This is a genomic window from Aliarcobacter sp. (assembly GCF_041672065.1).
In the GTDB taxonomy this organism is placed as follows: domain Bacteria; phylum Campylobacterota; class Campylobacteria; order Campylobacterales; family Arcobacteraceae; genus Aliarcobacter; species Aliarcobacter skirrowii.
This window is the reverse complement of sequence record NZ_JBAZAH010000075.1, coordinates 1-6,554: the sequence shown is the minus strand read 5'-3', so window position 1 is coordinate 6,554 and position 6,554 is coordinate 1. Positions and strand designations below refer to the sequence as shown.

Sequence of the window (6,554 nt, the reverse complement as noted above, 5' to 3'; positions counted from 1 at the left end):
TCTAATCATACTTTTAAAGATCTTAATTTTAAACCGTACTGGTCAAATTGGACGGGAATTATAATAGGAAAATCTTACTTTGTCAAGAGGTTTGCGCTTAACTTTGGCTTAAATTTTGGAATTCTTTTATATTAATCTTTTATTTACAATTTTTTTATACTATAATCCCCATAATATAGCAATTTATTGTTATATGTATTAAATAAAAAATCTTAAGATTATAAGGAAGGGATTTATGTACAATAGAGATTATTTGACAGATCAGACAAATAGTTACTCAAATGAATCATCAAAACAAGCATATATAATGAGCTTTTTAAAAGCTACTTATCAACTTTTTGCAGGTTCACTTTTAGCAGCAACTGCTGGAGCTTATATTGGATTAGGAATTGTTAACTATATAGCTGGTCCTATGATGTGGGTTTTGTTTGCTATTGAGTTGGCACTTATATTTTTTGTAATTCCTAGAGTTAAACATACTCCTGGTGTAAATTTAGCTGTATTATTTGTATTTACATTTATTACAGGTCTTACAATTGCTCCTCTTTTAACTGCAATTTTTGCAATGCCAGGTGGTGCTTCAATTGTTGGTCAAGCATTTTTAATGACATCAATTGCTTTTGGTGGAATTTCAATGTTTGCTATGACAACTAAAAAAGATTATGGTTTTATGGGTAAATTTTTATTTATCGCTCTAATCATTATGATTGTTGCTGGTATTTCTAATATCTTTATTCAATCTTCAATGATGCAACTTGTAATTGCAAGTGCTGGTGCTTTACTTTTCTCTGCATTTATTTTGTATGATACACAAAATATAATCAAAGGAAATTATGACTCTCCAGTTGAAGCAGCTTTATCTTTATACTTAGATTTCTTTAATCTATTTATATCGCTTCTTCAAATACTTGGTATTATGAAAAATAATGAGTAATTTATTGGGGTAATTTTGCCCCAATATACTATATATATTATGAATAACAATTTTTTACGAATAATCGACGCAAACCTTAATAGACTTAGAGAAGGAATTCGAGTTGTTGAGGATATTTTTAGATATGTATATAATGATAAGGAATTATCTACTAAACTAAAAAAGTTAAGGCATCTTGCAAGAGTTGAGAACTTTTATGAAATTTTAGACTCAAGAGATGTTCAAAATGATGTTTTAAGAGAGTCTATTAAAAGTGAACAAAATAGAGAAGATTTAAACTCAATTTTAATTGCAAACTTCAAAAGAGCTCAAGAGAGTTCAAGAGTTTTAGAAGAGCTTACAAAACTTTCATCTATTAAAGATAGTGAAAACTTTAAATATATAAGATATGAACTCTATATTTTAGAGAGCGTTTTAACAAAAATAACTTCAAACTCTAAATAGTTTAAGTTATACTCTTTATACAATCTTTTTGCACTTTCATAAGATAGTTCGCTACTACCACTTACACCTGATTTTTTAATATAATCAAAAAGCTCTTTTTTGTTATCAAACTCTAATTTATAATTTATAGTCTCAAATTCACAAATAAAATATTTGTTAAAAGCTTTTTTTATACTATTTTCATCAAGAATTGGTGATCTATTTTTGCTTATATTTTGAATTGTTTTAAATGTATTTGAGGTAAATAAAACTGCATTTATCTCTTTTGTAATTTTAGATAGATGTTCTACTAATTTTTCTAAATTTACAGACCATTGAAGAGCTGATGAAGATAATACAATATCAAAGTTTTGATTTTTTGTGTAGTCTATAAACTCTTGAGAATCAAAATTTAAACTTTTCAACTCTAGATTCTTTGCCTTAGGATGAAGATTACACATCTGTTTTGAACCATCAATAGCTAAGTATCTATCAAAATCCCAACTGATATTTGAAAAAACCTGACCACTACCGCAACCTAACTCTAAAATATTTTTAGGTTTTGATTTTAGCTCACGAATCAAAGATTTTGCACAAATTTGTTGGATTATATTATATGATTGATACTCTTTTGCATATTTTGAGAATTGATTTTTTTTTTGCATTGTTCTCTTTAAAAAAAAATTTAATATACATTTTATCTATTTTAAATTTAGTTTTGGATAAAATAAACACCATTTTTAAAAAAGGAATATAGATAATGACATCTACACTTTTAATAGTTCAAATTGTTTTAGCGGTGCTAATTGTAATTGTAGTTCTACTTCAAAAGAGCTCAAGTATTGGTTTAGGAGCATATAGCGGAAGCAATGACTCTGTGTTTGGGGCAAAAGGTCCTGCTAACTTCTTATCAAAAGCAACTATGGCTTTAGGTATTGTATTTGTAATCAATACATTAATTTTAGGTTATTTATATAATCAAGAGAGAAATAAAAGTGCAATTGATAGCGTAAAAATTGAATCGCTAATTCCTTCAAGTCCAATTACTGAAACAAAAGAGAACACAGCACCAGCTGCACCACAAACTAAGTAAAAATTTAAAGGAGTTTTATATGTTGAATGAAATTTATTCACAAACAAAAGAGCAAATGGAGAAATCTATTGAGGCTTTAAAAAGAGATTACAAAACTTTACGAACAGGTAAAGTAAGTGTAAATATCTTAGATAATATAAAAGTTGATTATTATGGAACAATGACTGATTTAAGTCAAGTTGGTTCTGTATTAGCAACAGATGCAACAACAATTACAATTAGCCCTTGGGAGAAAAATCTTTTAGGAGCTATTGAAAAAGCTATACAAACTGCAAATATTGGAGTAAATCCAAATAACAATGGTGAAGTAATTAAACTATTTTTTCCACCAATGACAGTTGAGCAAAGACAAGAGACAGCAAAACAAGCTAAAATCATGACTGATAATGCAAAAGTTGCTATTAGAAATATTAGACAAAACTCAAATACAAAAGTAAAAAATCTTCTAAAAGATAAAGAGATTACTGAAGATGATAGTAAAAAAGCTCAAGATGAGATTCAAAAAATAACTGATGGTTTTGTAGCAAAGGCTGATGAAACTTTAAAAACAAAAGAGAAAGAGATTTTAACGGTTTAATTATGAATATAGAACAAATATACAAAGATGCAAATGCTTTATTAGAAGGGCATTTTAAATTAAGTAGTGGAAATCACTCGCAATTTTATCTACAAAGTGCAAAAGTACTTGAAGATCCAAAAACTGCGAAACTTCTTGCTGAAGCATTAGCTCTTGAGATTAAAAAGTCTGGAATTAAAATTGATGCAGTTTGTGCTCCTGCGCTTGGTGGATTAATTGCTGGATTTGCACTTGCAACTGCTTTAGATGTAAGATTTATTTTTGCAGAACGATCTGATGGTGAAATGACTATTAGAAGAGGTTTTAAAGTAAAAAAAGGTGAAAGATATCTAGTTTGTGAAGATATTATTACAACTGGAGGAAGTGCACTAGAAGCTGCACGTGAGATTGTAAAAGGTGGTGGTGAAGTTGTAGCTTATGCAGCACTAGCAAATAGAGGTTTTTGTCAAAGAGTAGGAAGCAGCATAGAAAGAAAAGATAATTGCAAACTACCACTTGACAAACCACTTTTTGCACTTGCAGATTTTGCATTTGAGATGTATAGCCCTGAAAACTGCCCTTTATGCAAAGATGGAAGTGTTGCTATAAAACCAGGTAGTAGAGGAAACTAATGGCAAAATGGAGAGATGTAAAACAAAATAGAGCAAAAAATATTAAAGCTAAAACTGTTTTACAATCATCTTCTAATTTTATTCCTCTTTTTACACGATTTAAAGCTTTTTTAACTGACTTTTTTTTAATCACAACTCCAATTTTATATATCGTTATCTATTTAATAATGGGTGGAGGAGTAGAGTTTTCTCAAAATAGATTAGCTGGTTGGGCTATTATTTTATTTACAGTTTTATTTATTATTGCTATTTTTTGGCTAAAAAGTGGTCAAACTCCAGGTCTAAAAGCTTATGATTTAAAGCTTGTAGATAGAGAAACAAAATCTAGAGTAACTATTTTGCAAGTGCTTATTAGATATTTTGTTACACTATTTTCTATAATTTTATTTGCTCCTTTGTTTTTTGCCTATTTTAATAAAGATAGAAAAACAATCCAAGATATTCTTTCAAAAACAGATATTGTAAACGAAAAAGATGCTATTTTTTAATATATCAGCATTTTATTTTTTCTATTTTGCTGCTGTTGGAATATATGTAATATTTTTACCAAAAGTTCTAAGCGATATTGGATATAGCACTTTTGATATTGGTCTAATTCTAGCAGTTGCTCCTTTAATGAAATTTGCTATGCCCTTTTTATTTTTAAAACATATAAATTTAAATAAATCTATGTTTAAAAAGGCTCTTTTTTTAACTGTTTTGGCTGTTGCCCTATTTTATATAACAATTGAACACTTCTATATTTTTATGTTAAATAATGCTTTTTTAGCAGCTTGTTTATCTTTAATTTTGCCATATCTTGAAGTTACTACAATTACAGTTTTAGGAAAAGATAGATATGGAAAAGCAAGACTTTATGGCTCAATTGGTTTTATGATTATTGCACTTGTTTTAGCAAAATTTCTAACATCTCCATTTATTGCATTACACTACTATTTAGCCGTTGTTGTAATTACTGTAATATTTGCTCTTCTTTTACTGAAAAATGATTTAGAAGCAAAGCTTAGTAATACTGGAGATGAAGTATTCTCTTTTTTAAAACATTGGGCATTTTGGGCAAGTATATTTTTTATGCAAGTTAGTTTTGGTGGATTTTATAACTTCTTTACAATTTATGAACTTGAACATGGTTTATCTTTAGAGACAATATCTTATCTTTGGGCATTTGGTGTTGTATGTGAGATTTTAATGTTATATTATCAAGCACCAATTTTGAAAAATAATTTATTAACTATAATTAAATTTTGTGTAGCAGTTACAGCTTTTAGATGGTTACTTCTATATTTATATCCTCATTCACTTGAAATTGTATTTTTTACACAAGCTATTCATGCATTTTCTTTTGCTCTATTTCATAGTGCTGCTGTTATTTACCTATATTCACTTTATGATAATAAAAAATTAGCTCAGCAATTTATGTTTGGTATTGGTTATGGATTAGGTGGATTTATTGGAGCTTTTGTTTCAGGTGCTGTTTATGGAGAGTTTTTATTTTTATATAGTTTTATTTTTGCAATACTATCTTTTATATCACTATTTTTTATAAAAAAACAGAAAATTTAACCATAAACTAAATCCATCTTTTTTTTCTAAAAATCATATATTGAGAAAAGATTACTAAAATTAAAATGCTAGTAAAAATATAAAATGCATTTTCGTTATTTGCACCTGGTATTCCACCAACATTTATTCCTAAAAGACCTGTTAAAAAAGTAAGTGGCAAGAATATTGCAGAGATAATTGATAAAATATACATTTTTTTATTCAAATCTTCACTTAATCTATTTGTCAACTCCTCTTGTATTAAAATAACTTTATCCCTAATAGTATCAAGCTCTTCTATGTGTCTCATTAATTGATCATTTGTCTCTCGTATCTCTATTTTTCTATACTCATCTATCCAAGAGATTTTTTCGCTAGTAAATTTAATCAAAGCATCTTTTTGTGGAGTTAAATATCTTTTTAAAATAATAGTCTCTCTTCTAACATTTAAAATTTTAGTTCTAAAATCTTGCTTTTTCATATCCATAATATTCTCTTCTAGATAATCTGTTCTATCTTGAATTTCATCAATAACATCATCTATTCTATCAATCATACGATTAGTTAATTCAACTAAAAACTCTGAACTACTTTTTATTCCTATACCTTTTTCTAAATCTTCAACTATCTCTTCAATAGACATCAAAGTTCTTCTACTTGTGCTAATAATCATATTCTTTGATATATATAATCTAATAGAGATCATATTTTCAGGTTTTGAGTTTGGTTCTAAATTTACACCTTTTAATGCAATAAGCAAAGAATCACCTAAAATAGTGGTTCTTGGTCTTGTTTCACCAACTAAAAGTGCATCAGAGATAATAGAATCTTTAAATTGAGTTTGTATCCAATTTTTTGCTTCTTTTTGCGAATAGTCAAAATGAACCCATAAGATATTATCTTCTGTTTTATCAATGCTATTTAGCTCTTCATATTTTAACTTTTTAGCAGAGCCTTTTTTATTGATTAAAAATCCTAAAAATGGAACTTTTTTCACTATTTTTCCTTTTAATTAATAGAATAAACTATCTCTGTTTTTAGTTTTTGCTCTTTTATCTCTTCTAGTTTTAAATTTTTTAGCTCTAAATTCATAAAATCTTCAAATGTTTTAACACTATTTTGAGCAATAATTTTTAAAATCTCTCCTCTATAAGCCTTTGCAAAATGGCTTACAACCTTACCATCTTTTATAAATTTTAAAGTTTTATATGGTTTTTTTATAGTGTAAAACTTCTCATAAAATCCAGCTCTTAAATCTAAGATATCCTCATCTTTTAAATAATCATCAATAGCTTTACTAAAGTTATCACTATAAAACTTCTCTATTTTTAAGTTATTAAAACTCTCACCTTGCTTTAATTTATAATCAGGAAT

General features: G+C 27.4%; 10 protein-coding genes. 7 read left to right on the top strand and 3 right to left on the bottom strand.

All coding sequences use genetic code 11. The features are described from left to right. The first annotated feature begins 235 nt into the window (after window positions 1–235). Window positions 236–934 (top strand): Bax inhibitor-1/YccA family protein, encoded by a 699-nt coding sequence (locus WC168_RS09025; RefSeq protein WP_066159914.1) that lies wholly within the window; start codon window positions 236–238, stop codon window positions 932–934. 39 nt (window positions 935–973) lie between these two features. Then, window positions 974–1,378, top strand: coding sequence for a thiamine-phosphate pyrophosphorylase (locus tag WC168_RS09020; protein ID WP_372618783.1), 405 nt, complete (start codon window positions 974–976; stop codon window positions 1,376–1,378). Here WC168_RS09020 and WC168_RS09015 read toward each other — a convergent pair. Further along, window positions 1,330–2,022, bottom strand: coding sequence for a methyltransferase (locus tag WC168_RS09015; protein ID WP_372618781.1), 693 nt, complete (start codon window positions 2,020–2,022; stop codon window positions 1,330–1,332). The two genes, WC168_RS09020 and WC168_RS09015, sit on opposite strands and share 49 nt — an antisense overlap. Before the next feature lie 95 nt (window positions 2,023–2,117). Here WC168_RS09015 and secG point away from each other — a divergent pair, with 95 nt between their 5' ends. Genes secG through WC168_RS08990 form a run of 5 tightly spaced genes read left to right on the top strand, consistent with a single transcriptional unit; the run spans window position 2,118 to window position 5,201 of the window. Further along, window positions 2,118–2,450 (top strand): preprotein translocase subunit SecG, encoded by a 333-nt coding sequence (gene secG, locus WC168_RS09010; RefSeq protein WP_066159922.1) that lies wholly within the window; start codon window positions 2,118–2,120, stop codon window positions 2,448–2,450. Window positions 2,451–2,469: 19 nt separating this feature from the next. Further along, the gene (gene frr / locus WC168_RS09005) at window positions 2,470–3,027 is read left to right on the top strand and encodes a ribosome recycling factor (protein WP_066355680.1); all 558 of its coding nucleotides are present in this window, start codon (window positions 2,470–2,472) and stop codon (window positions 3,025–3,027) included. 2 nt (window positions 3,028–3,029) lie between these two features. Continuing rightward, entirely contained in the window at window positions 3,030–3,638 is a 609-nt protein-coding gene (pyrE, locus tag WC168_RS09000; protein WP_372618779.1) for an orotate phosphoribosyltransferase, read from the top strand. Continuing rightward, the gene (locus WC168_RS08995; RefSeq protein ID WP_372618777.1) at window positions 3,638–4,126 is read left to right on the top strand and encodes an RDD family protein; all 489 of its coding nucleotides are present in this window, start codon (window positions 3,638–3,640) and stop codon (window positions 4,124–4,126) included. Before pyrE ends, WC168_RS08995 begins: the two co-directional genes overlap by 1 nt. Further along, entirely contained in the window at window positions 4,113–5,201 is a 1,089-nt protein-coding gene (locus WC168_RS08990) for an MFS transporter (RefSeq protein ID WP_066355677.1), read from the top strand. The genes WC168_RS08995 and WC168_RS08990 overlap by 14 nt, the downstream gene beginning before the upstream one ends. 7 nt (window positions 5,202–5,208) lie before the next feature. Here the strand turns inward: WC168_RS08990 and WC168_RS08985 are convergent, their stop codons facing one another. After that, window positions 5,209–6,177 (bottom strand): zinc transporter ZntB, encoded by a 969-nt coding sequence (locus WC168_RS08985; RefSeq protein WP_372618775.1) that lies wholly within the window; start codon window positions 6,175–6,177, stop codon window positions 5,209–5,211. Window positions 6,178–6,188: 11 nt separating this feature from the next. After that, window positions 6,189–6,554 (bottom strand): peroxide stress protein YaaA (gene yaaA, locus WC168_RS08980; protein ID WP_372618773.1); only part of this gene is annotated, 366 nt, incomplete at its 5' end.

Coding starts and splice junctions, on each gene's coding strand:
- WC168_RS09025 (WP_066159914.1), top strand. CDS start 236: ATGTACAATAGAGATTATTTGACAGATCAGACAAATAGTTACTCAAAT.
- WC168_RS09020 (WP_372618783.1), top strand. CDS start 974: ATGAATAACAATTTTTTACGAATAATCGACGCAAACCTTAATAGACTT.
- WC168_RS09015 (WP_372618781.1), bottom strand. CDS start 2,022: ATGCAAAAAAAAAATCAATTCTCAAAATATGCAAAAGAGTATCAATCA.
- secG (WP_066159922.1), top strand. CDS start 2,118: ATGACATCTACACTTTTAATAGTTCAAATTGTTTTAGCGGTGCTAATT.
- frr (WP_066355680.1), top strand. CDS start 2,470: ATGTTGAATGAAATTTATTCACAAACAAAAGAGCAAATGGAGAAATCT.
- pyrE (WP_372618779.1), top strand. CDS start 3,030: ATGAATATAGAACAAATATACAAAGATGCAAATGCTTTATTAGAAGGG.
- WC168_RS08995 (WP_372618777.1), top strand. CDS start 3,638: ATGGCAAAATGGAGAGATGTAAAACAAAATAGAGCAAAAAATATTAAA.
- WC168_RS08990 (WP_066355677.1), top strand. CDS start 4,113: ATGCTATTTTTTAATATATCAGCATTTTATTTTTTCTATTTTGCTGCT.